Source organism: Nocardia sp. NPDC003726, assembly GCF_053586955.1.
In genome coordinates this window covers 34,739-59,641 of the sequence record NZ_JBSFNF010000021.1, presented here as the reverse complement: position 1 = coordinate 59,641, position 24,903 = coordinate 34,739, and the positions used below count along the sequence as shown (strand labels likewise).

General features: G+C 69.9%; 24 protein-coding genes. 8 read left to right on the top strand and 16 right to left on the bottom strand.

The features are described 5' to 3' along the window. Positions 1-200 precede the first annotated feature (200 nt). The gene (gene guaB, locus ACWDMM_RS24855) at positions 201-1,745 is read right to left on the bottom strand and encodes an IMP dehydrogenase (protein ID WP_195080461.1); all 1,545 of its coding nucleotides are present in this window, start codon (positions 1,743-1,745) and stop codon (positions 201-203) included. A gap of 224 nt (positions 1,746-1,969) precedes the next feature. Here guaB and ACWDMM_RS24850 point away from each other — a divergent pair, with 224 nt between their 5' ends. Beyond that, positions 1,970-2,383 (top strand): DUF5319 domain-containing protein, encoded by a 414-nt coding sequence (locus ACWDMM_RS24850; RefSeq protein WP_039795739.1) that lies wholly within the window; start codon positions 1,970-1,972, stop codon positions 2,381-2,383. A gap of 236 nt (positions 2,384-2,619) precedes the next feature. Here the strand turns inward: ACWDMM_RS24850 and ACWDMM_RS24845 are convergent, their stop codons facing one another. The 3 genes from ACWDMM_RS24845 to ACWDMM_RS24835 form a co-directional block, all read right to left on the bottom strand. Beyond that, positions 2,620-3,792: an anti-sigma-D factor RsdA gene (locus ACWDMM_RS24845; RefSeq protein ID WP_449939791.1), complete on the bottom strand. Its 1,173-nt coding sequence runs from the start codon at positions 3,790-3,792 to the stop codon at positions 2,620-2,622. Next, on the bottom strand, positions 3,785-4,363 hold the full coding sequence (locus ACWDMM_RS24840) for a sigma-70 family RNA polymerase sigma factor (protein ID WP_039795737.1): 579 nt from the start codon (positions 4,361-4,363) through the stop codon (positions 3,785-3,787). Before ACWDMM_RS24840 ends, ACWDMM_RS24845 begins: the two co-directional genes overlap by 8 nt. Positions 4,364-4,497: 134 nt before the next feature. Beyond that, positions 4,498-5,382 (bottom strand): hypothetical protein, encoded by an 885-nt coding sequence (locus ACWDMM_RS24835; RefSeq protein WP_357208733.1) that lies wholly within the window; start codon positions 5,380-5,382, stop codon positions 4,498-4,500. Between the two features lie 629 nt (positions 5,383-6,011). Here ACWDMM_RS24835 and ACWDMM_RS24830 point away from each other — a divergent pair. The 3 genes from ACWDMM_RS24830 to ACWDMM_RS24820 all read left to right on the top strand — a co-directional run bounded on the left by ACWDMM_RS24830 (position 6,012) and on the right by ACWDMM_RS24820 (position 7,553). Then, positions 6,012-6,305 carry a WhiB family transcriptional regulator gene (locus ACWDMM_RS24830; protein ID WP_039796164.1) on the top strand — a complete coding sequence of 98 codons (294 nt, stop codon included), beginning with the start codon at positions 6,012-6,014 and terminating at the stop codon, positions 6,303-6,305. A 419-nt stretch (positions 6,306-6,724) separates the two neighbouring features. Further along, positions 6,725-7,300, top strand: a complete 576-nt coding sequence (locus ACWDMM_RS24825) for a sigma-70 family RNA polymerase sigma factor (RefSeq protein ID WP_449939788.1) — start codon at positions 6,725-6,727, stop codon at positions 7,298-7,300. A 1-nt stretch (position 7,301) separates the two neighbouring features. After that, positions 7,302-7,553 (top strand): RskA family anti-sigma factor, encoded by a 252-nt coding sequence (locus ACWDMM_RS24820; protein ID WP_357106515.1) that lies wholly within the window; start codon positions 7,302-7,304, stop codon positions 7,551-7,553. Positions 7,554-7,771: 218 nt separating this feature from the next. Here the strand turns inward: ACWDMM_RS24820 and groL are convergent, their stop codons facing one another. Together groL and groES are read right to left on the bottom strand one after the other, a co-directional pair. Further along, complete coding sequence (gene groL / locus ACWDMM_RS24815) at positions 7,772-9,382, bottom strand: chaperonin GroEL (RefSeq protein WP_195080456.1); 1,611 nt, start codon at positions 9,380-9,382, stop codon at positions 7,772-7,774. Positions 9,383-9,535: 153 nt separating this feature from the next. Then, positions 9,536-9,838, bottom strand: a complete 303-nt coding sequence (gene groES, locus ACWDMM_RS24810) for a co-chaperone GroES (protein WP_028479292.1) — start codon at positions 9,836-9,838, stop codon at positions 9,536-9,538. Positions 9,839-10,421: 583 nt separating this feature from the next. Here groES and ACWDMM_RS24805 point away from each other — a divergent pair. Continuing rightward, the gene (locus ACWDMM_RS24805) at positions 10,422-11,915 is read left to right on the top strand and encodes an Hsp70 family protein (RefSeq protein WP_357208731.1); all 1,494 of its coding nucleotides are present in this window, start codon (positions 10,422-10,424) and stop codon (positions 11,913-11,915) included. Positions 11,916-11,983: 68 nt separating this feature from the next. Here the strand turns inward: ACWDMM_RS24805 and tsaD are convergent, their stop codons facing one another. The 7 genes from tsaD to ACWDMM_RS24770 all read right to left on the bottom strand — a co-directional run bounded on the left by tsaD (position 11,984) and on the right by ACWDMM_RS24770 (position 19,022). Then, a complete protein-coding gene (gene tsaD / locus ACWDMM_RS24800) occupies positions 11,984-13,027 on the bottom strand; it encodes a tRNA (adenosine(37)-N6)-threonylcarbamoyltransferase complex transferase subunit TsaD (protein ID WP_195080454.1) in 1,044 nt (347 codons plus the stop codon). Then, on the bottom strand, positions 13,024-13,527 hold the full coding sequence (rimI, locus tag ACWDMM_RS24795; protein ID WP_323124653.1) for a ribosomal protein S18-alanine N-acetyltransferase: 504 nt from the start codon (positions 13,525-13,527) through the stop codon (positions 13,024-13,026). The genes tsaD and rimI overlap by 4 nt, the downstream gene beginning before the upstream one ends. A 5-nt stretch (positions 13,528-13,532) precedes the next feature. Next, complete coding sequence (tsaB, locus tag ACWDMM_RS24790; protein ID WP_195080453.1) at positions 13,533-14,249, bottom strand: tRNA (adenosine(37)-N6)-threonylcarbamoyltransferase complex dimerization subunit type 1 TsaB; 717 nt, start codon at positions 14,247-14,249, stop codon at positions 13,533-13,535. A 55-nt stretch (positions 14,250-14,304) separates the two neighbouring features. Continuing rightward, positions 14,305-14,757, bottom strand: a complete 453-nt coding sequence (tsaE, locus tag ACWDMM_RS24785; protein ID WP_195080452.1) for a tRNA (adenosine(37)-N6)-threonylcarbamoyltransferase complex ATPase subunit type 1 TsaE — start codon at positions 14,755-14,757, stop codon at positions 14,305-14,307. Next, on the bottom strand, positions 14,750-15,838 hold the full coding sequence (locus ACWDMM_RS24780; RefSeq protein ID WP_195080451.1) for an alpha/beta fold hydrolase: 1,089 nt from the start codon (positions 15,836-15,838) through the stop codon (positions 14,750-14,752). The genes tsaE and ACWDMM_RS24780 overlap by 8 nt, the downstream gene beginning before the upstream one ends. After that, on the bottom strand, positions 15,835-17,040 hold the full coding sequence (gene alr, locus ACWDMM_RS24775) for an alanine racemase (protein WP_195080450.1): 1,206 nt from the start codon (positions 17,038-17,040) through the stop codon (positions 15,835-15,837). Before alr ends, ACWDMM_RS24780 begins: the two co-directional genes overlap by 4 nt. Positions 17,041-17,576: 536 nt before the next feature. Continuing rightward, on the bottom strand, positions 17,577-19,022 hold the full coding sequence (locus ACWDMM_RS24770; protein ID WP_449939780.1) for an NAD(P)H-hydrate dehydratase: 1,446 nt from the start codon (positions 19,020-19,022) through the stop codon (positions 17,577-17,579). 42 nt (positions 19,023-19,064) lie between these two features. On the opposite strand from ACWDMM_RS24770, the gene ACWDMM_RS24765 reads away from it, so the two are divergent. Continuing rightward, the gene (locus tag ACWDMM_RS24765; RefSeq protein ID WP_195080448.1) at positions 19,065-19,490 is read left to right on the top strand and encodes a cupredoxin domain-containing protein; all 426 of its coding nucleotides are present in this window, start codon (positions 19,065-19,067) and stop codon (positions 19,488-19,490) included. 342 nt (positions 19,491-19,832) lie between these two features. On the opposite strand, the gene ACWDMM_RS24760 is transcribed toward ACWDMM_RS24765, so the two are convergent. Further along, the gene (locus ACWDMM_RS24760) at positions 19,833-20,324 is read right to left on the bottom strand and encodes a MarR family winged helix-turn-helix transcriptional regulator (RefSeq protein ID WP_195080447.1); all 492 of its coding nucleotides are present in this window, start codon (positions 20,322-20,324) and stop codon (positions 19,833-19,835) included. A gap of 139 nt (positions 20,325-20,463) precedes the next feature. Here ACWDMM_RS24760 and ACWDMM_RS24755 point away from each other — a divergent pair, with 139 nt between their 5' ends. Further along, positions 20,464-21,651, top strand: coding sequence for an MFS transporter (locus ACWDMM_RS24755; RefSeq protein ID WP_195080446.1), 1,188 nt, complete (start codon positions 20,464-20,466; stop codon positions 21,649-21,651). Positions 21,652-21,709: 58 nt separating this feature from the next. Here ACWDMM_RS24755 and glmS read toward each other — a convergent pair whose 3' ends face one another. Beyond that, a complete protein-coding gene (gene glmS / locus ACWDMM_RS24750) occupies positions 21,710-23,593 on the bottom strand; it encodes a glutamine--fructose-6-phosphate transaminase (isomerizing) (RefSeq protein ID WP_195080445.1) in 1,884 nt (627 codons plus the stop codon). Positions 23,594-23,629: 36 nt separating this feature from the next. Here glmS and ACWDMM_RS24745 point away from each other — a divergent pair, with 36 nt between their 5' ends. Continuing rightward, positions 23,630-24,487 (top strand): poly(ethylene terephthalate) hydrolase family protein, encoded by an 858-nt coding sequence (locus ACWDMM_RS24745; protein ID WP_195080444.1) that lies wholly within the window; start codon positions 23,630-23,632, stop codon positions 24,485-24,487. Between the two features lie 27 nt (positions 24,488-24,514). Here ACWDMM_RS24745 and ACWDMM_RS24740 read toward each other — a convergent pair whose 3' ends face one another. After that, the gene (locus tag ACWDMM_RS24740; RefSeq protein ID WP_195080443.1) at positions 24,515-24,865 is read right to left on the bottom strand and encodes a hypothetical protein; all 351 of its coding nucleotides are present in this window, start codon (positions 24,863-24,865) and stop codon (positions 24,515-24,517) included. Positions 24,866-24,903: the final 38 nt, after the last annotated feature.

Genomic DNA, 24,903 nt, shown 5'->3' with positions numbered 1-24,903 from the left:
CGCATGCGCTTCGACCGCTGGAACGCGAGCCGGGCCGCGAACGGGCGCTCGTAAGACTCGCGCCTCCAGTGGTTACTTGTGGGGGCAGGTGGGCAGCACGGAACGCGCCACCGACTGCCGCACGGCTCGCACACCGCCACAGCCGGTGGGCGAGTTCCATCATGCACGGACCGGTTGGTCCCGTACATGAACCTAGTGGGCTAGGCCCGCCCGGTGTAGTTAGGGGCCTCGACAGTCATGGTGATGTCGTGCGGGTGGCTCTCCTTCAGGCCCGCCGCGGTGATCTGCACGAACTGCGCTTCCTGCAGATGCGCGATCGACTGCGAGCCGGTGTAACCCATGGCCGCGCGCAGGCCGCCGACCAGCTGGTGGATCACCTGATTGACCGGGCCGCGGAACGGCACCCTGCCCTCGATGCCCTCGGGGACCAGCTTGTCCTCGGCCAGCACGTCGTCCTGGAAGTAGCGGTCCTTGGAGAACGACTTCGCCTGGCCGCGGCCCTGCATGGCGCCGAGCGAGCCCATGCCGCGATAGCTCTTGAACTGTTTGCCGCCGACCAGGATCAGCTCGCCGGGCGACTCGGCGGTGCCCGCGAGCAGCGAGCCGAGCATCACGGTGGACGCGCCCGCCGCGATCGCCTTGGCGATGTCGCCGGAGAACTGGATGCCGCCGTCGGCGATCACCGGGACACCGGCGGGCTTGCACGCGGCGACCGCCTCCAGGATCGCTGTGATCTGCGGCGCGCCGACACCGGCTACCACGCGGGTGGTGCAGATCGAGCCGGGGCCGACACCCACCTTGACCGCGTCCGCGCCCGCCTCGACGAGCGCGGCCGCGCCCTGGCGGGTGGCCACGTTGCCGCCGACCACCTGGATCCGGTCGCCGACCTCGGCCTTGACCTTGGTCACCATCTGCAGCACCTGCACCTGATGGCCGTGCGCGGTGTCCACCACGAGCACGTCCACGCCGGCGTCGGCCAGCGTCATGGCCCGCGACCAGGCGTCCTCGCCGACGCCCACCGCGGCGCCGACCAGCAGGCGGCCGTCACGGTCCTTGGTGGCGTTGGGGTACTGGTCGGTCTTGACGAAGTCCTTGACGGTGATCAGGCCACGCAGGCGCCCGTTGCCGTCGACGATCGGCAGCTTCTCCACCTTGTGCCTGCGCAGCAGTCCGAGCGCGGCTTCGGCGGTGACGCCCTCCTGCGCGGTGATCAAGGGGGCCTTCGTCATCACGTCGGCGACGCGCCGGTTCTGATCCACCTCGAACCGCATGTCCCGATTGGTGATGATGCCCACAAGCGCACCGGTCTCGTCCACCACGGGAAGACCCGAGATGCGGAACCTGGCGCACATCGCGTCGACCTCGGCGAGCGTGTCGGTCGGACGGCAGGTCACCGGATCGGTGACCATGCCGGCCTCGGAACGCTTGACTGTCTCCACCTGGGAAGCCTGGTCGGCGGTCGAGAGGTTGCGGTGCAACACGCCCATACCGCCCGCACGCGCCATCGCGATGGCCATCCTCGCCTCGGTCACCGTGTCCATGGCCGAGCTGACCAGCGGGGTGCGCAGGCGGATCTCCCTGGTCAGCTGGCTGGAGGTCTCCACAGAGCTGGGGATGAGATCCGAGGCGGCAGGCAGCAACAGCACATCGTCGAATGTGAGGCCGAGCATGGCGATCTTGTTCGGATCGTCGCCACCCGTAGGAGGGCGGACTGCGATTCGTTCGCCCGATACGGGATTACTCATTCGGATCGACCCCTCCTGGACGTCGATAGCGACCGGCGCCGGTGGTACCGGCGCCGTGACGGCTGATGGGATGGACGTGGTTCGGCGGCGGTGCGATCGGTACCCGCCGTAGCCTGTGCTCCATGGTATCTGTCCGGTGAACTCGCCGACGAAGTGAGCCCACCACCGAAACTGGCAGGCCGCATCGCTGGCGCAGACCACCCTGTTCTGCGTACCGTGGGGATGTGCGTGACCATCTACCACCTGGCTTGCCGCCGGATCCGTTCGCCGGAGACCCCTCCGACCCGTCCGCCGCGCTCGATGCCATCGAGCCCGGCGAACCGCTGGATCCCCACGAGCGCCTTGCGGTCGAGGAGGATCTCGCCGACCTCGCGGTGTACGAGGCACTGCTGGCCCACCGCGGCATCCGCGGACTCGTGGTCAGCTGCGAAGACTGCAGGCAGGACCACTACCACGACTGGGACATGCTGCGCGCCAACTTGCTTCAGTTGCTGGTCGACGGCACGGTCCGCCCGCACGAGCCCGCCTACGACCCGACCCCGGAAGCGTATGTCACCTGGGACTACTGCCGGGGCTACGCGGACGCTTCGATGAACGAGGCTTTCCACGGCGACGGATTCGACGGATTCGACGGCTGAGGACAGCCGATCGAGCGGCGCGCGGGCCTCTCGAGGCTCGCGTACTTCGCGCTTGCCACTGTGATTTTCGACGCACACGATCACTGCGGCAGGCACACGATGCCGCCTCCGCGCGGCGCGACACGCCGATGAATCCGGCCCCTATGGTCACCCGCCGGACGAGCCCGCTCTCCCGGAAAGGCAAAAAGCCGACCGCCTGGCCGGCGATCGGCTTGCCTTGACCGTTTTTTCTGGTGTCAGCGGTGGGGCGGCACGAACGAGCCCGGATCGGGGATGACGGGCACGCTGAAGGTCGGCGGCTGATTGTTGTTCTGAGTACCGGTGTTGCCCTGCGTCGGGGCAGTGGGGGGCTGCTGTGGCGCGGTCGGCGGATTACCGGTGTCTCCCGTAGTTCCACCCGCCGGCGGCGGCTTGACCTCGGTGACCGGCGGCTCCTGCGGCGCCGTCGGCTCCGCGGTCGACGGCGGCTGAGTGTTCGCCGGGGGCGCTGTGGTCACCGGAGGCACCGTGGTCGGCGCGCCGCCGCCGTTCGACGTTCCGCCATTGTTCGACGTTCCACCGCTGGGGGCGGTGGCGTCGGCCGACGGCGAGGGATTGGTCGAGGGCTCGCCGGGCTGCTGCACGATCGTCGAGGTCCCGCTGCCCGGCGTCGGGCTCGGCTTCGTGGTCGCGCTGCTGCCCGAGGTGGCACGCGGATCGCTGGTCTTGGGGACCGTCGATCCCAGCTGATCGGCCAGCTCCGGATTCACGTCGTGCAGTTTCGCGAGCAACCGCTCCCACTCGGTCATCAGCTCGGCGCGCTTGTCCGGATCGCTGACCTGCGCGGCGTTCTCCTTGGCTCGCTCCAGGCGCACTTTGGCCTGGGTCGGGTTCTGGGTGACCAGCGTGGAAGCCTCGTTCAGGTCGTCGCCTGCCCGCTGCACGACCGTCGTCTGCGCCTGTTCGCTGAACACGACCTCTTTGACCCGCCAGAGCGGATCGCCCGGCTCGGCGTTGTACGAGAATGCCGTCATGCCGCCGATGACCAGGGCCAGCGCGGCCGCGGTGCCCATGATCGGGCGTAGTAGCCGCAGTCGCCCGCCGCTGTGCGCCCCGATGCGAACCTGCCGCGCGCCGATCTCCTGGTTGACCGCGGCCACGATCGCATCCAGATCCGGCTCGGCCGGCATCGGAGCCGCGATCAACTCCGCTCGCCAGTCCGCGAGCAACGTCGCGAGCTGATACTCCTCGGCGCTGTCGGTGTGCACCGGACCATCGCTGGCGATGGCATCGATCAGAGCATCGTCGCGGCGTACCGCGGCGATGTCGACCGGGCCGGTGTCACCGGACGCCTCGGCGTAGGGACCGCTGTTCCGCGATCCAAGCCGCGCCTTCCAGTCACCCCGACCGCGCTCGCCATCCCTAGCCATACATTTCACCTGCCCTCGCCACTTGTGACTTGAGTTTCGCGAGTGCCCTGTGTTGGGCGACCCGTACCGCACCCGCCGTACTGCCCACGGCGACCGCGGTTTCTTCCGCTGACAAACCCATGACCAAGCGCAGGATCAAGATCTCCCGATGCTTCTCAGGAAGCGTCGCGAGCAGACGGTTCATCTGCCTGCTCGTCTCGGATTCGAGAGCTCGTTGTTCCGGTCCCTGGTCGGTGGATATGACATCTGGTACTTCGGCCATCGCCTCCGCCTTGTTACGGGCGGCGTTGCGATGCGCGTCGGCGACCTTGTGCGAAGCGATCCCGTAAACAAAGGCCATGAAGGGCCTGCCCTGGTCTTGGTACCTGGGCAAGGCTGTCATCACAGCCAGGCAAACCTCCTGCGCAACGTCGTCCGCGGAGAGCTGCCCACGCTCCGCGGCTCCGATCCGCGCGCGGCAGTAGCGCACCACCAGCGGGCGGATCATCTCCAGTACCTGAGCTAAAGCGGATCTGTCGCCCTGCGCAGCGGCAGCGACGGCGAGGTCCAACTCTTCGCCCGTGTGCGTCATCGTCAGAGATATTCCTGGCGTTACAAAGTGGCACGGTCCGGTGACGACCAGTGCTTCCACCGAAGGGGCGGAACGGATCTAACAATAGCGACCCGTTGGCCGGAACTGGTCAACACGGTGTACTCCGTGATCACCTACCAACCGGGCATGGGACGCAACACGCCGCCGGAGCGGGCGATGATCGCTGCGCATTCGGCCGCCTCCGCCGCCGCGTCCCGCGCGCCGGATCCGGCGCGGAGCATGGCACAAGCCCAGCGCAACGGCAGCAGACCGTGCTCGCGGCACTGCTCGGCGACCTCATCCGCCGATACGCCGGATCGGCCGCGCGCATCGCCCGCCAGATCGGCCGCGGCGACCAGCAGGCGGGACTTGATCCGGTGGCGCACCGACGGTGAGCGCTCGGCCAGCTCCAGCGCGGCCCCCGCGTGTGCCGCCGCCGCCTCGAAATCCCCTGTCGCCAGCGCCGTTTCCGCGGAAACCCAGCGCAGGCGGATCTCGGGACGCCAACCGGCGCGATGCTCCAGCGCCGCCGACGCGCTGCGGCGCAGCAAGCGAGCCGCCAGCGCGAGCCGTCCGGTTCCGAGCGCGTCGGCGGCCAGCCCGGTGAGGGCGTCACAGATCGCGTCGCCGCGACCGGGAAGGTAGCCGACGGCCGCGTCGACGGGACTCTCGGCGGTGTGCGGCTCCGCGCCTGCGCCCGCGGTGAGGATCAGCGCGGCGGCCCGCCCGTCGAACGCCGCGGCGCGCTCGTGCCAACCGAGCTGGCGAAGAAAAGACCCCTCGGCGCTTCCCGCCAGTGAGAGGAGGACGGGGTCGGTGCTGTGGTTGCATACCCTTCGCAATTCGGCGCGCGCCGCGGCGTAACGACCCTGGCCGCCGAGGACCACCGCGCGATACCACCGGCCGAGCGCGTCGGAGGCGGGCGGCAGGTCTCCGGCGGCACGACCCGGAGCGGCGCCGAACGCGGCCTCCGCCAGGGCCGCGACGTGAGGATCTCCGAGCGGAGCGGGCGCGAACACGGGCGCACTCTATCCTGTGCGGCACGCGCTCCCCGAGGCGGAAAGGCGCCCCGGCGGCAGGCGGGCGGGACGCGGGATTTGCGTGGCCGAGCCGATGTTGCCATTAGGTAAATCTCGCCCCGGCAATCGCCGAGCGGCCGTGCCGGGAATTCATGCGTGTTTCGCGTAATTAACCTGCGCGCCCCGTTGCCGCCATCTTCGGTTCCGCACGCCGCGAACACCGTCGGCCACCACGGTGACCGACGTCATGGCCGCGAGATCGGCGCCGCAGCGGCGCGACAACCACGAAATCGCCTCTACCAGCGGAAACGCCATCAGCTACGGCACATGCGGCAGCCACGGGCTTCCGGCCAACCGAACAGTATCGCCGGAAACAGCGCGAAAAGTAAACAGTTCGGAGGTTAAATTTGGCAGCGCGAGATTTGGAAAAGTGCTGCGTCGAACTATTGACGGAAATTCGCGGCTGGACCTAACGTAGCTCATCGCCACGGACGGCGCCGCGCGAAATTGCAGCGACCACGAAGGGGCGAGCCCAAGGGGTACCCCCGCCGACACGGCGTCGTGGCCCACAACTGTTGCAGAACAACTGCTCGACAACGCTGACGAGCTCGCACCACGAGGAGTTCACCATGCCCATGCCGACCCACCTCCCGGGACCCAACGCCGATGTCTGGGATTGGCAGATGCGAGGATCGTGCCGCGGGCAGGATTCCGCGGTGTTCTTCCATCCCGATGGCGAACGTGGCCGAGCACGCACCGCGCGCGAGATGCGCGCCAAGGAGATCTGCCGCACCTGCCCGGTGCTCATGCAGTGCCGCGCCCACGCGCTGAAAGTCAGCGAGCCCTACGGCATCTGGGGCGGCATGTCGGAGACCGAGCGCGAGATGCACGCGCGGCGCAACCGCCGCCGCATGGCCGTCTGAATCAAACTTCTCCCATCCGCGCGCCACCGGGCGTCGAATCCCTAGCAAACAACGGGCCACTGCAACATGCTTCGGGCCGAGCCGCTCACGCGACACGGTGATCGGTTCCGCGCCGAGGGCGGCGCGTGGGTTGCGATCGTCACCATCGATCGGCCGGCCGCCGGGCGAAGGCCGGAAACCGTGCACCCGACGTCTTCGGCAGGGCACGGCGTGTCACGGCGTTCCTCCCGAGATGCTCGATGTGTCGGCGTGTTTCGCAGCCGACGCCGGGCCATGACGAACTTGCGGGCACCCCACCGGAAGGGAGGTCATAGCGGCGCGCTACGGTAGTGACCGATGACACAGAATGGAGCGTTGTGACAACGCGGCCGTCGGCCGCAGAGGGCGACTCGTTCCGAAGAGAAGCCTTCCCACCTACGGTGGATCCTGCGGTTACGGCACGCGCAGCCGAAAGTATGGAACTCGCCGCGCTGCTACAACGATGCGGCCGAGCCGACCAGGAAGCATTCGCCGAACTGTACGACCGGACGTGTGCGCGCGTCTTCGGTCTGGTGTTGCGCGTTCTGCACGATCCGGGATACGCGGAGGAGACCACGCAGGAGGTCTATCTGCAGATCTGGCGGATGGCATCGAGTTTCGACCCGGCGAAAGGTTCCGCGGTCACCTGGTTGATGACGCTCGCCCACCGGCGTGCCGTCGACCGGGTCCGCGCCGAGCAAGCCCACACCCAGCGCGAGGTCGCGTACGGGATCCGGGTGCTCGGCAACGAATTCGACGAGGTCACCGAAGAGGTCGAGCGCAGACTCGAACAACAGGCCGTCCTGGCTGGTCTCGCCACACTCACCGAAACCCAGCGGGAAGCCATCTCGCTCGCCTATTACGGCGGGCGCACCTATGCGGAGGTAGCCACCTATCTCGACGTAGGGTTACCCACGGTTAAGTCCCGGATTCGGGACGGTTTGACACGACTGAAGAAAAGTTTGGGGGTGACGTGAGATGAACGAACGCCGGATCGATCTCGCGCACACCGTCGCGCTCGGATCGATCGACGACGAAGACCATCAGGAAATTCAGGAACTGCTCGACAGCGAAGACCCCGTGCTACGCGCGGAGTTCATCCAGGAAGTCAGAGACACGAAAGAAGCGCTCGCCGTTCTCGCCACAGCCACGGCGGTGACTCCCCCGCCGTCGCTGCGTGCTCGCCTACTCGCGGCCATCGCCGCTGAGCAGCCGCCGGTCGCCAGCTGAATCCGGCATCGGGTCAGGCTCTTCCCGCTCCGCGCGTACCTACCCCCAGCGGTCGGAATCCTCCTACGGCCTCGTTTCCGGCCCTGCGGCAGACAGCGCGTCGAGCTTCGGAACATCCTCGGTTTCCCCGCTAGGCGCGTCGTCGCGCGGCCGGATGTGGCACGGCCCCCGAACCGCGTGGCTCGGGGGCCGTGCTCGTGCGTTGTCCCGAGAAAGGGTCAGTGCGCGTGACCGTGGTGACCGTGGTCGTTCTGCTCCTCGGCGGGCTTGTCGACCACGGCGCTCTCGGTGGTGAGCACCATGCGCGCGACCGACGCCGCGTTCACGACGGCCGAACGGGTGACCTTCACCGGGTCGACGACGCCGTCGGTGAGCAGGTCGCCGTAGCTGAGCGTGGCGGCGTTGAAGCCCTCCTTGCCCTCGGCCACCTTGCTGACCACCACGGCGCCGTCCAGGCCCGCGTTGGTGGCGATCCAGTACAGCGGCGCCTGCAGCGCGGTGCGGACCACCTCGACGCCGACGGCCTCGTCACCGGACAGCGAATCGCGCAGCTCGGCCAGCTTGCCGCTCGCCTGCACCAGCGCGGTGCCGCCACCGGGCACGATGCCCTCTTCCACGGCGGCCTTGGCGGCGCTCACCGCGTCCTCGACGCGGTACTTGCGCTCCTTGAGCGCGGTCTCGGTGGCCGCGCCGACCTTGATCACCGCGACGCCGCCGGCCAGCTTGGCCAGCCGCTCCTCCAGCTTCTCGCGATCCCAGTCGGAATCGGTGGCCTCGATCTCGCGGCGCAGCTGCGCGACCCGCGCCTCGACGTCCGCGCCGGAACCGGCACCGTCGATGATCGTGGTGTCGTCCTTGGTGACCACGACGCGACGCGCCTTGCCGAGCACGTCCAAGCCGGCCTCGCGCAGGGTGATGCCCAGATCGGGGTTCACCACGGTGCCACCGGTGACCACGGCCAGGTCGTCGAGGAACGCCTTGCGACGGTCACCGAAGAACGGCGCCTTGACCGCGACGGCCTTGATCGTCTTGCGGATGGCGTTGACCACCAGGGTCGACAGCGCCTCGCCCTCGACGTCCTCGGCGATGATCAGCACGGGCTTGCCGCTCTCGGCGATCTTCTCCAGCAGCGGCAGGAAGTCCGGCAGCGAGCTGATCTTCTCGCGGTGCAGCAGGACGAACACGTCCTCGAGGACGGCCTGCTGGCTGTCGGGGTCGGTGACGAAGTAGGGCGACAGGTAGCCCTTGTCGAACTGCACGCCCTCGGTGACGACGAGTTCGGTCTGCAGCGTCGACGACTCCTCGACGGTGACGACGCCGTCCTTGCCGACGGTGGTCAGCGCCTTGCCGACCATCTCGCCGATCTCCTCGTCCCGCGAGGACACGGTCGCGACCTGCGCGATGGCCTGTTCGCCGGAGACCGGCGTGGCCAGCGCGAGCAGCGCCTCGGAGACCGCGTCGGCGGCCTTGGCGATGCCGGAGCCGACCGCGATCGGGTTCGCCCCGGCGGCAACGTTCTTCAGCCCGGCGCGGACCAGCGCCTGGGCCAGCACGGTGGCGGTGGTGGTGCCGTCGCCTGCGACGTCGTTGGTCTTGGTGGCGACGCTCTTGACCAGCTGCGCGCCGAGGTTCTCGAACGGGTCCTCCAGCTCGATGTCGCGCGCGATGGTGACGCCGTCGTTGGTGACGGTCGGGCCGCCGAAGGACTTCGCGAGTACGACGTGCCGTCCGCGCGGGCCCAGGGTGACCTTCACGGCGTCGGCGAGCTTGTCGACGCCGCGTTCCAGAGCCCGGCGAGCCTTCTCGTCGAACTCGATCTGCTTTGCCATGGGAATTCGCTCCTGTAGTGGATTGCGGCGCTCCGGACCGCCTCCGGGCCCGTCGCTCGCACCGCGTGTTTCAGTGCCGGGGTGTCGGCGCCGAACGCACTCCGCCCCGGGTCGCGAAAGACACCGGGGCGGAACGCATGCGTGCCTGATCGGCTACTTGGTGACGACGGCCAGCACGTCGCGCGCCGACAGGATGAGGTACTCCTCGCCCTGGTACTTGATCTCGGTGCCGCCGTACTTGCTGTAGATGACGGTGTCACCCTCCTGGACATCCAGCGGGATGCGCTTCTCGCCCTCGTCGTCCCACCGGCCGGGACCGACGGCGACAACGGTGCCCTCTTGCGGCTTCTCCTTCGCCGTGTCGGGGATGACCAGGCCGGAGGCCGTCGTCGTCTCGGCCTCGTTGGCCTGGACGAGGATCTTGTCCTCGAGCGGCTTGATGTTCACGCTCGCCACGTTGAGCCCTCCACTTTCAGGGGATTCGGTCGTCCGGAACTGTCGCTCCGAACTCGTCGGTTGGTCACGATGCTGACCCTGCGCATAGCCCCGTCGTCGCGGGTGCCGGGACCCCTGCCCAGTGGTCAAGCTGCTGGCACAAGCACTACACACAGTGCCGACTAGCACTCTATACATGAGAGTGCCAGCGCTCAAGGCTGGGCGGTGCCAACTTTGCGCGGCGCGCCGACGACACCACGGGCTTGGCGATAAGTTCGGGAAAACAGTAACGTTCGGATAACGGATTGTGACACTATTGACGACGGCTGCGGTCCGGCCGCCGGTTCGTCGCTCCTCGGGCGGCGGCCAGGCGGCACACGAGTGCCACAGCGTCGCCGAACTCGCAGCGCCGCAGCACGATCGTTGCACCACCAGCTTCACCAGAGAGCAAGACACACGTGATCCATGGCCGGTCCCCGCGACCCACCCGGACGAGGGGCCGGTTCGTTTCCCGGTCCGGGTCGCGCGTCATCCATACGGCGGTCCGGCAGTCCATTCGAGATGGTCGGCGACACCATGACCATCCGCTCGAAGGGAGGTGAACATGCGAACATCCCTCGGCATCTCGGCCGGGGCAGAGGTCGTGTGCTCGGCGTTGGTCTCCACCGCGCCGAACGGCACGCAGAGCTTCGACTACCGCGTCGTCTCCGCCGACGCCGCCCACTCCGATCTCGGTGACCTGGTGGCGTCCTCGATCGAGCTGATGACCACCCAGCTGCCGACCACGCAGCCGCCGCGCGAGATCATCCGTCCGGCCGGCGGTCGTTTCGCCGGCGCGCCACGCCACTTCGAGCCGATGACCGGGCACCCGCCCACCAGCGTCGCGGTCGCCTACCGCACCAAGGAGCAGGCCCAGATCATCCGCTCGGCCACCGGCAAGCAGCGTGACCTGCGGCTGGTCCAGGAGGGCACCGCCGCGCTGACCTACCTGCGGCACACCGGCCTGCTCGACCGCTACGACACGGTCGCCATCGTCGACCTCGGCGCCAGCGGGCTCAGCGTCACCGTCGCCGACCGCGCCGAAGGCTCCCTGCTGCGCTCGGATCGCACCGCCGCCGTCAGCGGCACGGCGATCGACGACCTCATCTACCACCATCTGGTGGACCTGCACTTCGCCCGGCGCGGCACCCGCCCGAACCGCGGCACGCTCACCAACCGGGGCCGCGCGGCGAAGGAGCACCTGTCCATCGCGCCCGCGGTCACCATCGACCACGTCGCGGGTCGTCCGCTGAAGCTGACCAGGGCCGACTTCGAGGAGTTGATCGCCGACCTGCTGCGCGACCTGGCCAGGTTCGTCACGATGTCGTTCGCCCGTGCGCCCGAGCAACCACAGGCGGTCGCGGTCATCGGCGGCGGCGCCAACATTCCCGCGGTGCTCGACACCCTCACCGCCGCGGTCGACGTTCCGGTGTTCACCGTCCCCGACCCGGAGGCGGTGACCGCGAAAGGCGCGGCGCTGGTCGCCGATTCGATGCAGCCTTCGGTCTTCCCGGTGAGCGGGCTCGGCGGCGACGCGCCCGCGGGGACGGTCACCAAGGTGTTCGGCACGCTGGCCGGTGCCATCGTGGTCGTCGGGCTGATCGTGGGGTACGGCGTCAAGACGTTCGCGCCGACCTCGGATGACGAGGTCTCCCCCGCCGGGACCACGAGCAGCGCTTCCCAACTGCCGAATCCGGCATCCGTGCCGCAGACGACCACGGCGGTCACCACGCCGGACGGCACCGGAATCGCCCCCACGACCACGGAACGCGGACCGCAGAGCACGACCGGCGGGCCGTGGTCGACGCCGGCGATCCCGCCCACGCAGCCCACGCTGCGCCCGGATCCGAACCTTCCGCCGATTCCGTTCCCCGAACTGCTCGGTCCCCTGTTCGGGAACCCGAACGCGGCGCCGAACAGTTTGCCCGCTGTGCCCAGCGCCACGGCGCCCGGCACGAGTCCGGCGCCCACCCAGGCGCCGGCACGCACGAGCCTGCCGCTTCCGCTCCGGGACAATTCCGGGTCGGCGTCGCACCCAGGACTGTTCGCACCGAACTGATCCGGTCGCACGACAGCCCTTCGCCCCGGAAACCCGTGCGACGCCGCCTCTCGCTTCCTCCGAGCCGGTCAGTGAACCATGCTGACCGACACCGGCAGACCCGGATCGGTGGCGACCGTCAGCGGCGAAGCAGCCGCCCCGCCCGCGATGACATGGGCGCCGAGCGCGGCGATCATCACCCCGTTGTCCGTGCACAGCCTCGGCTTGGGCACCCGCAGGGTCAAACCGGCCGCGGCGCAACGTTCCTCGGCCAGCGAGCGGATCCGTGAGTTGGCCGTCGCGCCGCCGCCGAGCACCAGCGTGCCGACGCCGACGTCCTTTGCCGCGCGCACCGCCTTCATGGTGAGCACATCCGCGACCGACTCCTGGAAAGACGCCGCGATATCCGGGATGGGCAGATCCTCCGCCGCGACGCCGTCGCGCTGCGCCGCCTCCACGTAACGGGCCACTGCCGTCTTCAGGCCCGAGAAGGAGAAGTCGTAGCGCGGGTCCCGCGGCCCGGTCATGCCGCGGGGGAAGGCGATGGCGCGCGGATCGCCGGTCGCCGCGGCGGCGTCCAGCGCGGGACCGCCGGGAAAGCCCAGTCCGAGCAGGCGCGCCACCTTGTCGAACGCCTCGCCCGCCGCGTCGTCGACGGTGCTGCCCAGCTCGACGATCGGCTCGGCCAGATCCGTGACGTGCAGCAGGTGCGTGTGCCCGCCCGACACCAGCAGCGCGACGCACGGCGGCATCGGCCCGTGCTCCAGAGTGTCCACCGCCACATGCCCGCCGAGATGGTTGAGCGCGTAGAAGGGCACATCCCACGCCGCCGCATAGGCTTTCGCGGCGGCGACGCCGACCAGCAGCGCACCGGCCAGGCCGGGGCCGATGGTCACCGCCAGAGCGTCGGGTTTCGCGATACCCGCGGCCGACAGCGCGCGGCGCATGGCGGGCACGATCGCCTCGAGATGGGCGCGCGAGGCGATCTCGGGGACGACGCCGCCGAAGCGAGCGTGCTGGTCGACGCTGGAGGCGACCTCGTCGGCGAGGAGTTCGCAGGTGCCGTCGGGATGCCTGCGGACGATGCCGACTCCGGTCTCGTCGCAGGAGCTTTCGATGCCCATGATGATCACGACAGCACCTCGTCCGGTGTGCGCCAGCGGTCCTGGCTGGTCAGCGCGGGGCGGCGCATCGTGTACGCGTCCGCGCCACTGGGGTGGTAGTAGTTCTTGCGCAATCCGATGATGTGGAAGCCGTGCTTGGCGTACAGCGCGATCGCGGGCGCGTTGTCGGTGCGGACCTCCAAGAACACCGGGCCTCCGCGCCGGTCCGCCTCGGCCAGCAGCGCCTCCAGCAGGAGCGTGCCGACGCCCGCGCGGTGACGGCCGGGGTCGACGCCGATGGTGTGCACCTCGGCCTCGGGATGGTCGGCGTCACCCAGCAGGGCGATGCCCGCGTAGCCGACCATTCGCCCGTCGTCGTCGCGGGCGGTGATGTAGCGGTTGTGCTGCCCGGCCAGCTCGGACTGGAACGCCACGGCGGCCCACGGGTCGTCTTCCGGGAACAGCAACTGCTCCAGTTCCACACAGCGCGCGATATCGGCGGCCACCATCGGCGCGATTCGGAAAGCCACCGGCCTCACGCCCCCGTCCGGTCGAGCTTGCGGTAGGCGTTCTCCACCGCGTCCGGCCTGCGCAAGTACAGCGGGACCAGCGGCAGCGGCACGCTGCCGGACAGCAGCTCGGCGGCGGCGACGCGGACCAACCCGGCGGGCGACGGCGTCTCGGCGGGGAGCACGGGAAGATCGAAGTAGTCGACGTGCGAAGCGGATCCGGCGATCGCCGTGGCCTCGCCCGCGTCCAAGTCCGACGGCTTGCACACCTCGGGTCCGGCCACGCGCGCGCCCGCCCGGTACCGCGCCCAATACACCTCGCGCCGCCGGGCGTCGGTCACCACGAGCAGCTCGGCATCGGGCGGCAGCTCGACAGGGGGCCGCACCGCTGGATCGACCGCGGCGTCGGCGGCGATCGCGTCGAGGCTGCACACGCCGTACACCGGGATGCCGAGCGCGTCGCCGAAGGCGGCCGCGGTGGCCATGCCGACGCGCAGGCCGGTGAACGGACCAGGGCCGACACCGACCACGATCGCGTCGATCTCGGTCCTGGATCGGCCTGCCGTGGTGAGGCATTCGAGGATCTGCGGGGTGAGTACCTCGGCGTGGGCGCGGGGGTCGACCCGCACCCGGGAGGCGACGGTGCGTACCCGGATGGAATCCGCCGCGCCGGCGCCCTGCTCCAAGTCCACCAGTCCCGCGGTGACGGCGGGTGTCGCGGTGTCGACGGCTAGTACAAGCATGATTGGGCCAACGATACCGGGTGGTAGCGAGCGCCCACACAGAGCTACCTGATAGCTAATTCACCCATTCCCAGCTGGCGGTGCGCACATCCGAGTCCGGCGCGCGCGACAGCACCACGCGCAGGTGCCGCTCCGCGAGGTGCTCCACCACGCCGCGACCCCACTCCACCACGACCACCGCCTGATGCAGATCGGTGTCCAGGTCCAGCGCGTCCAGCTCGTCGAGGTCGCCGGCGAGCCGGTAGGCGTCCACGTGCACCATGGGCACCGGCGGGCCGTCCGCGCGCTGCCCCGCGCGGTGCTGGCGGGCGATGATGAACGTCGGCGAGCTGACCCGCCCCTGCACGCCGAGTCCATCGGCGATGCCGCGGGTGAGCGCGGTCTTTCCCGCACCGAGCGGACCGTCCAGCACCACGAGATCTCCCGCGCGCAGATCCGTGGCCAGTTCCCGGCCGAGCGCCTCGGTGTCCGCGACGGTAGGCAGCACGCGATACCCCGGATCAGCCACGGGCCACCTCTGAGGTCTCTCCCTGAGCCGGGTCGATCGCGCCCGCGCGCACCAGCAAGCGGTCCAGCGCGGCGTTGACGATGTCAGGGTACTGCAGATGTGGCATGTGCGCCGCGCCTTCCAGCCGGATGAGTTCGCTGTGGGGCAGGGCGGCGGCCAGCGCACGCGAATTACGGAACGGGATCACCAGATCGTGGCTGCCGCCGAGCACCAGCACCGGTGTGCCCGCCAGCACGGGCAATGCCGCCGATTCATCGTGCAATTCGATGGCCTGGAGGAACTTCACGATGGTCTCCACCGGCGTCCGGTCGATCATCAGCGTCGTGAAGCGCGACAGGGTCGGGCTCACCGGCCCGTGGAACGAACTGACGTGCAGCAACGGCGTGATCACATGCCGCGCGGTGACGCGGCCGGCCTGCACCAGCGCGGGCGCGGTGTAGACGGCGAGCCGGAACCCGTCGATCGCGGGATTGCGCAACAACTGCCCGATACCGGCCGCGGTGACCCCGGCGGCGGCGGTCGACAGCAGTGCGATCCCGATCACTCTGCTCGCGAACAGATCCGGGAATCGCGCGGCCGCGGCCAGGATCGCCATCCCGCCCAGCGAATGCCCGACGAGCACCACCGGCCCTTCCGGAGCGGTGGCGTTCAGCACGGCGGCGAGATCGCGGCCGAGCTGGGCGACGGTGCAGCTCGCGGCGCTCGGCACGCCGGAAAGGCCGTGCCCACGCAGGTCGAACAGCACCATGCGAAGCCGTGCGCCATAGCGCTTTTCCAGGTCACGTCGCTGAAAGTGGAACGACGACATGCTGTTGCAGAAGCCGTGCACGAAGATCACCGTCACCGGCGCGTCGTCCGGTCCGCAGGTCCGGGTGGCCAGGGGCACACCGTCGTCGGCGAGCACCGTCCCTGGGCGGTCGGCATCGATCAGGGCGAAATTCTCGTCGCGATAGTCGTCGCCTCTGGCTGGCCACAGCACGCGCGCACCGGCGCGGCGCAGGGCATGGGCGCCGGCCAGCGCGCCGACGACGCCCGCCGTGGCCAGCCCGCCGCGCAGCGGGGTCACGCGCAAGCGGCTCATCGGTCGCCGCCGACATAGCGCCGGGTGACCCGGCCGCGCGGCGCGCACACCACTTCGTAATGGATGGTGTCGAGCAGGTCGGCCCACTGCTGGGCGTGCGGTCGCGCGCCGAAGAGAATCGCGGTGTCGCCTTCCTGCACGCCGGCCGCGTTGTCGCCGAGATCGACGACGAACTGGTCCATGCACACCCGTCCCACGTTCCGGCGTGGCGCCCCGCCGAGCCAGACGTCGAATCGGCCGCTCATGGGGCGGAACACGCCGTCGGCGTAACCGGCGGGGATCAGCGCGACGGTGGTGTCGTGCGGCGCGATCCACTGGTGCCCATAGGAAACGCCTTCGCCCGCCGCGACCCGTTTGACCAGGGCCACACGGGCTTGGAACGTCATCGCGGGCCGAAGACCGAAATCGTCGCCAGGTATCGGGGAAAGGCCGTACATGGCGATACCGGGCCGCACCAAGTCGAAGGCGAGGTCGGGACGGGTCAGGGTGGCGGCGGAATTGGCGATGTGCACCAGCTCCGGCTCCAAGCCGTGTTCCTTGGCCGTGGCGATGGCCTCCAGAAACCGGGCACGCTGCGCGTCGTTGTTGGGGTGCTCGGGTTCGTCGGCGTGCGCGAGGTGGGAGAAGATCGCGCGGAACCGCACCAGGCCCTCGTCGACCAGAGTGCGCAGCGTGGTCAGGACTTCGGGGTAGGCCAGCGGCGGCACACCGTTGCGGTTGAGGCCGGTGTCCACCTTCACGGTGACCGTCGCCGGACGGCCGAGGTCGCGCGCCGCGGCCTCGACCGCGCGCAGCTGAGCCACCGAAGAGATCCCGATCTCGACATCGGCGGCCACCGCGGCCGCGAAATCGGTGTCCGTGCTGTGCAGCCAGCACAGGATGGGCGCGGTGATCCCGGCCGCACGCAACTGCACGGCCTCCCCCACCGTCGTGACGCCCAGTTCCGCCGCGCCCGCCGCCAAGGCGGCCCGGCCGACCTCGACCGCGCCGTGGTTGTAGCCGTCGGCCTTCACCACCGCCATCACCGCGGCGTCGCCCGCGTGTTCCCGCAGGATCCGCATGTTGTGGGCGATGGCGTCCAGGTCGATGACCGTTTCCACTTGCGCTGTGCCGCCTCTCCGCGGGTTCGGGCCGTGCCGGTCGGGCGCGTGAGATTCGTTCGGTGCCGCCTGGATTCTGGGCGTACCCGGCGAGTTACCCATGTGCTCTCGAAATCAGTCGGTGCGATGGTTCCGGTCGAGTCTATTGGCGGGCTCGGTTCCGGTTCCACTCGGTTCTCATGGCGCCCGGCCCCGTGTGGCGGGCGCCACGACCAGCACCGATCGCGCCGACACCCCATGGCGTCCGGCACACAGCGCCTGCCTCCTCACCCGCTGGAAGCCGTCGTCCCGGAGACATAGCGGTCGCTCGGCACGCAGAAGAAGGCGGCGCCTGACCGATCAGGTGTACTGCACCACCAGCGTCGCCCGGGTCGGCGACGCGGCGCCTCGAAGACATGTGGCTGATCGCCCGGGTACGCGAGCCCGTGACGCACCCGGCGATCGAGGAACGAGAGAACCGCCTCGCAGACGCATCGCCGAACTATGGCCTACTGGGACGTGGCCGCCCCGGTCGCCGAGATCCAGGAGACCGGCGCGCCAAACACATCCGCCAACGGCCGACATTGCGTTCGCGGGTTCGCGGACTCGAACTCGCCGTCCCGCCGTGGCGAAACGAGTCGCCCGAGCGTGTGCCCGAGTCAGAAGGGGTGGGCGAGGCCACGGAGGACGCCGATCGCGGGGCGGACGTGCGCGGCCAGGACACTCGCCGAGATCGGCGTACCCGCGGGTGCGCCGTCGTGGGCGGCGAGGTTGGCGGCCAGTGCGTGCACGCGCGCGGCGGCCGCGGCCGACCACGCGGGCTCCCGCCCCGCCGCGAGCAGCGTCCCGATGATGCCGGAGAGCACGTCGCCCGCGCCCGCGGTCGCGGCCCACGAGCCGCCCGCCTCGTTGACCAGCACGGGGCGGCCGGGGGCGGCGACGAGCGTGGCGCGGCCCTTGAGCAGCACGGTGACCTGCCAGGAAGCGGCGAGGTCGCGGACCGCGGCCACCCGGTCCCGGCCGACCTCGTGGCCGGCCAGGCGGGCGAACTCGCCCGCGTGCGGAGTCAGGACGGTGGGGGCCGCGCGACCGCGCACCAGGTCCGGCTCCTCGGCCAGCAAGGTCAGTCCGTCGGCGTCGATCACCACCGGGAGGTCGGTGGACAGGATCCGGCGCAGGCGTTCCCCGGCGGCGGAGTCGGTGCCCGCGCCGGGTCCGAAGACCCAGGACTGGACGCGGCCGGTGGCGGCGACCTCTCGGGTGGCGATCACTTCGGGAAAGTGGTGCAGAACCTCGGCGGCAGCGGTTCCGGCATACCGCACCATGCCCGATGTCGCGGCCACAGCCGCGCCCGCGCACAGCACCGCGGCGCCGGGATACGTCGCGCTCCCCGCGCATATGCCCGTGACGCCCTGGGTGTACTTGTCGTCGAACGGGCCGGGCACCGGCCACGCCGCGCCGATCGCCGCGGGCTCCAGCGCGGTGAGACCCGCTTCCGGAAGACGTAAGCCGATGGGCACCAATTCGATTCGGCCACACTGCGGCGCGGCGAGGGCGTGCACGGGTTTGTACGCGCCGAACGCGACCGTGACGTCCGCGCGTACGGCCGGGCCTTCGATCGCGCCGGTGTCCGGGTCGACGCCGCTGGGCAGGTCGGCCGCGACGATCGGAGCCCGCAGCGCCGCAACGATTTCCGCGGCGCGCGGCCGAAGGGCGCCGCGACCGGAGATGCCGACGATGCCGTCGATCACCAGGTCGGGGCGGCCGACGTCGTCGGCGACCCGACCGCCCGCAGCGCGCAGCGCCGCGAGTCCGCGAGCGTGCGCCCGCTCCGGGCTCAGCAGCACCGCGGTGACCGCGACACCGCGGCGGCGCAACTGCGCTCCGGCCCAGAGCGCGTCGCCGCCGTTGTCCCCGGAACCGACCAGCAGGGTCACCGCCCGCCCCGCGACACCGCCGGTGCGCTCCCTGAGTTCGCCCGCCACCACCGTGGCCAACCCGTGCGCCGCCCGGCGCATGGGCACGCCGTCGGGCACCCGGGTGAACAGCTCGGCTTCCGCCGCGCGCACCTGGTCGACGGTGAAATAGCCCCGCTGCGTGGACATCGCCGCTGCCTCCTTAGGTGTGGCCTACTACGCTTGGCCATCATGCCAAGCGTCCGCCGCATCGGGATCGTCCGCGTCGTCACGGGAGCCGCCCTGGCCTGCACGCTGTTGCTGTCCGGTTGCGGCGGCGACGAATCCGGTTCGGCCGCCACCACGACCAGGAAACCGGCCCGGCCGACCACCACCGTGCAGCAGACCGGTGAGCGCAAGCCCGCCGCCGCCACCGTCGCGGTGCACGACATGAAATTCTCGCCCGCCGAGGTCACCATCAAGGTCGGCGACACGGTCACCTGGACATTCGACGACAAGGTTCCGCACACCGTGCAGGGCATCGGTGACAAGGCCATGGGCATCAACAGCCCGATCTTCGACAAGGGCGAGTGGAGCTACACCTTCACCACGCCGGGCACCTACCGCTACCTCTGCTCCCTGCATCCGGAGATGCGCGGCACGGTCACTGTGGAGTGATCACGGCCGATTGCGGCGACCAGCTCGTCCGCGATGCCGAGCTGCTCGAGCACTTCCAGCATCCCGGCATGCACAACCGCGCCTGCGCGTCCCGGTATCGCCTCGGCACGACAGCCTCGGTCCTCGATGCGGCCCCTTCGGAAGACTTGCGCTGCGCGTCGCGAGCAGCCGAGTCCCGTCCGCACCAGTTCCCTCGGCGTACGGCGGCCCGAACCCGCCGGTAAGTCGGCAACCGATCACGGAATCGGCAGGCATCCGCGCCGCGGCCGAAGGGTACAGCGAGACGCCGGTTTCCATCAGCTCCGAACTCTCGTTCCGAACCCCGGTGCTGAGCCGTCTCGATCAGACGGGGTGGTAGTCGCGGGGGCGAGCGCCATTACCCGAACTGGTGTTCAATGCCTCGACCGCGGCCACGAGCGGAGCGAGGTCGGGATCGGCGGCCGCTTGCCCGAGCGCCCCGGCGAGGGCGGCGTCGTGCGTGGGCCGGGCCTGTTCGAGCAGGTCCAGTCCCGCCGGCGTGACGTCGGTGTAGATGCCGCGACGGTCGTCGGGGCAGAGGTAGCGCTGTAGCAGGCCGCGATCCTCCAGCCGGGAGACCAGCCGGGTGGTCGCGCTCTGGCTCAGCACCACGGCCTCGGCCACCTGGTTCATCCGCAGGTGCCCGCCAGGCCCGTCGTGCTGCCTGCTCAGGACGACCAGCAGGGAGTATTCGCGAACGCTGAGGTCATGGCCGGTTTGCAGGGCCCGCTCGATATGCGCCTCGATCCGGTCGTGCAGCAGCGAGAGTGCGTACCAACCATCGGCGAGGCCGGTCAGGGCGGCATCCGCGGTCATCGGCGATCCTTCGACGTCGGGGGTTGTGCCTCCAGGATAGCCAGAGATCACAATAGCCAGCGCTTGCAATTAAAGTGCGTATGCAATTATTGTTGCCGCCTGTAATGGTTTGAAGCAACATCATGTGGAGGCTTCCCCCATGCCCCTCGCACTTCTCGCCCTCACCCTCGGGGCATTCGCGATCGGGACGACGGAGTTCGTCGTCGTCGGCCTGCTGCCCGACATCGCGGGCACCTACTCGGTGTCCATTCCCACAGCGGGCCTGCTGGTCACCGGCTACGCGCTCGGTGTCGTGGCGGGCGCGCCGCTGATGACCGGTCTCGGCACCAGGGTGTCGCGCAAACGCATGCTGCTGGGCATGCTGGCGCTGCTCGTGCTCGGCAACATCCTGTCCGCCACGGCGCCGACCTTCGTCCTGATGCTCACCGGACGGATCGTCGCCTCGCTGGCGCACGGCGCGTTCTTCGGCATCGGAGCGGTCGTCGCGGGCACCCTGGTCAGCGCCGACCGGCGCGCCGGGGCGATCGCGATCATGTTCACCGGTCTCACCGTCGCCACCGTGGTCGGCGTGCCGCTGGGGACGCTGCTCGGCCAGCACTTCGGCTGGCGGCTGACCTTCCTGTTCGTCGCGCTGGTCGGGTTGATCGGCCTGTCCGGCGTCGCGGCGCTGGTTCCCGAACAGCCCGCCGCGGCGAACGCGCGGCTGCGCAGCGAGCTGGCGGTGTTCCGCAATCCCCAGGTGCTGCTGGCGATGGCGATGACGGTGCTCGGCTTCGGCGGGGTGTTCGCCGCGATCACCTATCTGGCCCCGATGATGACCGAGGTCACCGGCTACGCGGAGAGTTCGGTCACCTGGCTGCTCATGCTGTTCGGTCTCGGCTTCTTCGCGGGCAATCTGATCGGCGGCAAGTTCGCCGACCGCCACCTGATGCCGATGCTGTATCTCACCCTCGGCGGGCTCGCGCTCGTTCTGGCGCTGTTCACCGTCACCGCGCACGACAAGATCGCCGCCGCCGTCACGGTGGTGCTGATCGGCGCGCTCGGCTTCGCGACGGTGCCGCCGCTGCAGAAACGCGTCCTCGACCAGGCCGCCGGTGCGCCCACCTTGGCGTCGGCGGTGAACATCGGCGCGTTCAATCTCGGCAACGCGGTGTCGGCCTGGCTGGGCGGCGTGGTGATCGCCGCGGGCTACGGCTATACCGCACCCAACTGGGTCGGCGTCGGATTGGTGCTGGTCGCGCTGCTGCTGGCGATCGTGTCCGGACGGCTCGAGCGCCGCACGACGCTCACCGTCCCGGAGGAGCCTTTGGCCGCCGTCCGGGCATAGCGAGCCGGTATCCCGGCGAAGCGGCGGCCGCGCACTCACCGAGTGCGCGGCCGCTCGGCTATTCCACGGTGACGGACTTGGCCAGGTTCCGCGGTTTGTCGACGTCGTAGCCGCGCGCCTGCGCCACCTCGGCGGCGAAGATCTGCAACGGCACCGTCGACAGCAGCGGCTGGAACAGCGTCGGCGCGCTCGGGATCTCGATGAGGTCGTCGGCGAACGGACGCACCGTGTCGTCGCCCTCCTCCGCGATCACGATGGTGCGCGCGCCCCGGGCTTGGATCTCCCTGATGTTGCTCAGCAGCTTTGAATGCAGCACCGCGCGCCCCTTCGGCGACGGCATCACCACGATCACCGGCAGGCCGTCCTCGATCAGCGCGATCGGGCCGTGCTTGAGTTCACCCGCCGCGAACCCCTCGGCGTGCATGTACGCCAGCTCTTTGAGCTTGAGCGCGCCCTCCAGCGCCACCGGGTAGCCGACGTGGCGTCCGAGGAACAGCACGGTCGGGACCTGCGCCAGCTCCCGCGCGATGGCCCGCACCTGCGGCGCGGTCTCCAGTACGCGTTCCACCAGCTCGGGCATCGCCTCCAGCTCGGCGAACTCGCGGGCGACCTCGTCCGGGTACTTGGTGCCGCGCGCCTGCGCCAAGGCCAGCCCGACCAGGTAGTTCGCGGTCACCTGGGCCAGGAACGCCTTGGTGGAGGCGACGCCGATCTCCGGCCCGGCCCTGGTGTAGAGAACCGCGTCGGATTCGCGGGGAATCTGCGCGCCATTGGTGTTGCAGATCGCCAGGACGCGCGCCTTCTGCTCCTTCGCGTGCCGCACCGCCTCCAGCGTGTCGGCGGTCTCGCCGGACTGCGAGATCGCCACCACCAGCGTGGAACGGTCCAGCACCGGATCGCGGTAGCGGAACTCGCTGGCCAGCTCCACCTCGACCGGCAGCCGCGTCCAGTGCTCGATGGCGTATTTCGCCAGCAGGCCGGAGTGGTAGGCGCTGCCGCACGCCACGACGAACACCTTGTCGAAATCGCGCAGTTCCTGGTCGGCGAGGCGCTGCTCGTCCAGCACGATCCGGCCAGCGCCGTCCTGGTCGGTGCTGAAATGCCCCATCAGGGTGTCGGCGACCGCGGCGGGCTGCTCCTCGATCTCCTTCAGCATGAAGTAGTCGTGGCCGCCCTTCTCGGCGGCGGCCAGGTCCCAGTCGATCGTGAACGGGCGGGTGCGCGAACTCGCGTCCGCGCCCGCGAAGTCGGTGACCCGGTAGCTGTCCAGGGTGATCACGACGGCTTGGTCCTGTCCGAGCTCGACCGCCTCGCGGGTGTGCTCGATGAACGCCGTGACGTCCGAGGCGATGAACATCTCGCCCTTGCCGACACCGACCACCAGCGGGGTGGAGCGGCGCGCCGCCACGATCGTGTCCGGATGGTCGGCGTGCGTGAAGACCAGCGTGAACGCGCCCTCCAGACGGCGCAGCACCGACAGCGCGCTGGCCGCGAAGTCACCAGCGGTGGGGCCGTCGGCGTACGCGCGGGCCACCAGGTGCACCGCGACCTCGGTGTCGGTGTCGCTGCTCAGCTCGACCCCTGCGTCCTCCAGTTCGCGACGCAGCGGGGCGAAGTTCTCGATGATGCCGTTGTGCACCACGGCGACCTTGCCGCTGTGGTCCCGGTGCGGGTGCGCGTTGCGGTCGGTCGGCGCGCCGTGCGTTGCCCAGCGGGTGTGCCCGATGCCCGTGGTGCCCACGAAGCGATCGATCCCGGTTTCGGCGAGTTCGGCCTCCAGGTTGGCCAGACGGCCCGCCTTGCGCTCCACCGCCAGCGCGCCCGCGCCGTCCAGGATCGCCACACCCGCGGAGTCGTATCCGCGATATTCCATGCGGCGCAACGCGTCAACGACGACGCCGAGCGCGTCTCGGTACCCGACGTACCCCACGATTCCGCACATGGCTCACCACACTACTTATCGGATAACGTTCACGTCGTGTCGGCGTCTGTGAAATCGCTATTGAGCACCCTGACCAGCCGGGGCCCGCACCGCGTGTTGCGTGGCAACCTGGCCATCGCCGGTCAGCCGGGGGTGGTGTTCACGCCAGAGGCGGGGCGGAACCTACCTGCCGTCGCGTTCGGACATGGCTGGTTGACCGGGGCGAACCACTACCGCACGCTGCTGGAACACCTCGCTTCGTGGGGCATCGTCGCCGCCGCGCCCGACACCGAGCGCGGACCGATTCCGTCACATCTGGGGCTGGCCGCCGATTTGCTCACCACGCTCGACATCTGCACCGGCGTGCGGCTCGGCGACGGCGAGATCAGCGTGCATCCGGAGCGGCTGGCCCTGGCCGGGCACGGCATGGGCGCGGGCGCCGCGGTCATCGCCGCCGGTCGCCGCGACGTGGCCACCGTCGCGGCGCTGTTCCCCGCGCCGACCGCGCCCGCTGCCGAAGCCGTGGCGCCCGAGCTGGATGTTCCCGCGTTGATCCTGGCCGGAGCGACCGACATCACGTCGGTCAGCTCCAACGCCATCCCGCTGGCCACCGCGTGGGGCGGCCCCGCGATCCTGCGCGCGATCGACAAGGCCTCACACAACGGCATCATCGAGGGCAGGCGCGTCCTCGCCGCGGTGGGGGCGGGCAAGCACGAATCGAAGACCGCCCGCACCACCCGCGCCCTGCTGGCGGGCTACCTGCTCGCCACGCTGGCGGAGGACAAGAACTATCGCGCCTTCGCCGATCCCGAAGAGGTCATCCCGCACACCGCCGTCGTCGACCCTACGGCGCCGCAGGAGACGGAGCCGCCGAAGCTGAAGGTCGGCCAGCTCGCCGCGCTGCTGCGGAGGTAGCCGACCGGCCGAGCCGGGGAGCGCCGGTCAGATCAGCCAGCTCTTGCGCTGGTAGAACTTGGCCTCCTCGTCCTCCTCGTCCACCGGCCGCACCGTTTGATTGGCCCGGCGCGCGGCCATCGACCGCGCGATGGCCGCGCGCTGCTCTCGGAGTTCGTCCTGCCGCCGCTGGTGCTCGTGCGCCTCGGCGGAGGCCTGGTCCGGGTCCGCGGCGTGCGTCGACCAGAACTCGTCCATGTCGGCGGTCAGCCGGTCGGTGAATTCCCGACCGGTCGCCGCGGTCTGCTCGTTGATCGCCTGGATCTCGTCGAGCAACAGCGACATGCGGCGCTGATTCTCGGCGGCGAGTTGCCTCGCTTCCTCGGCGAAGTCGACCATGCTGCGCCTCCTCGCTCATCCGGTGTGTGACCTCGTCC

Bases quoted from the DNA above. Each gene is read 5' to 3' on its own strand.
- ACWDMM_RS24805 (WP_357208731.1), top strand. From the start codon at position 10,422: ATGCGAACATCCCTCGGCATCTCGGCCGGGGCAGAGGTCGTGTGCTCG.
- ACWDMM_RS24760 (WP_195080447.1), bottom strand. From the start codon at position 20,324: ATGACCGCGGATGCCGCCCTGACCGGCCTCGCCGATGGTTGGTACGCA.
- ACWDMM_RS24765 (WP_195080448.1), top strand. From the start codon at position 19,065: ATGCCAAGCGTCCGCCGCATCGGGATCGTCCGCGTCGTCACGGGAGCC.
- tsaB (WP_195080453.1), bottom strand. From the start codon at position 14,249: ATGCTTGTACTAGCCGTCGACACCGCGACACCCGCCGTCACCGCGGGA.
- ACWDMM_RS24755 (WP_195080446.1), top strand. From the start codon at position 20,464: ATGCCCCTCGCACTTCTCGCCCTCACCCTCGGGGCATTCGCGATCGGG.
- ACWDMM_RS24840 (WP_039795737.1), bottom strand. From the start codon at position 4,363: ATGACGCACACGGGCGAAGAGTTGGACCTCGCCGTCGCTGCCGCTGCG.
- ACWDMM_RS24770 (WP_449939780.1), bottom strand. From the start codon at position 19,022: ATGTCCACGCAGCGGGGCTATTTCACCGTCGACCAGGTGCGCGCGGCG.
- glmS (WP_195080445.1), bottom strand. From the start codon at position 23,593: ATGTGCGGAATCGTGGGGTACGTCGGGTACCGAGACGCGCTCGGCGTC.
- ACWDMM_RS24830 (WP_039796164.1), top strand. From the start codon at position 6,012: ATGCCCATGCCGACCCACCTCCCGGGACCCAACGCCGATGTCTGGGAT.
- ACWDMM_RS24820 (WP_357106515.1), top strand. From the start codon at position 7,302: ATGAACGAACGCCGGATCGATCTCGCGCACACCGTCGCGCTCGGATCG.
- guaB (WP_195080461.1), bottom strand. From the start codon at position 1,745: ATGAGTAATCCCGTATCGGGCGAACGAATCGCAGTCCGCCCTCCTACG.
- ACWDMM_RS24780 (WP_195080451.1), bottom strand. From the start codon at position 15,838: ATGAGCCGCTTGCGCGTGACCCCGCTGCGCGGCGGGCTGGCCACGGCG.
- groL (WP_195080456.1), bottom strand. From the start codon at position 9,382: ATGGCAAAGCAGATCGAGTTCGACGAGAAGGCTCGCCGGGCTCTGGAA.
- ACWDMM_RS24845 (WP_449939791.1), bottom strand. From the start codon at position 3,792: ATGGCTAGGGATGGCGAGCGCGGTCGGGGTGACTGGAAGGCGCGGCTT.
- alr (WP_195080450.1), bottom strand. From the start codon at position 17,040: ATGGGTAACTCGCCGGGTACGCCCAGAATCCAGGCGGCACCGAACGAA.
- ACWDMM_RS24740 (WP_195080443.1), bottom strand. From the start codon at position 24,865: ATGGTCGACTTCGCCGAGGAAGCGAGGCAACTCGCCGCCGAGAATCAG.